We start from the raw sequence: 297 nt of genomic DNA, 5'->3' as shown, positions 1-297 counted from the left end.
GGCTCTATAATATTTGTAGTGGGTAAATTCCCTATAGATATTATGGAGCCTATTTTTGTGTAGAAAAAAAGTCCCATATGACCTATAATGAAAAGCGACCAAACAACTCATTAGAAAGATTCATATGGAACAATTACATTTTATCACAAAACTACTCGATATCAAAGACCCTAATATCCAATTTATGGATATCATCAATAGGGATACTCACAAAGAAATCATCGCTAAACTGGATTATGAATCCCCATCTTGCCCTGATTGCGGAAGTCAAATGAAGAAATATGACTTCCAAAAACC

Annotated in this window: 1 pseudogene; it reads left to right on the top strand. The window is 33.7% G+C overall.

The features are described from left to right. Positions 1 to 124: 124 nt before the first annotated feature. Positions 125 to 297 (top strand): annotated as a pseudogene (locus tag L0P31_RS09280) (ISL3 family transposase); the annotation flags it as partial.

The organism is Streptococcus mitis (assembly GCF_022137125.1).
Taxonomy (GTDB): Bacteria; Bacillota; Bacilli; order Lactobacillales; family Streptococcaceae; genus Streptococcus; species Streptococcus mitis_CE.
This window is presented reverse-complemented; position numbering and strand designations above follow the sequence as displayed.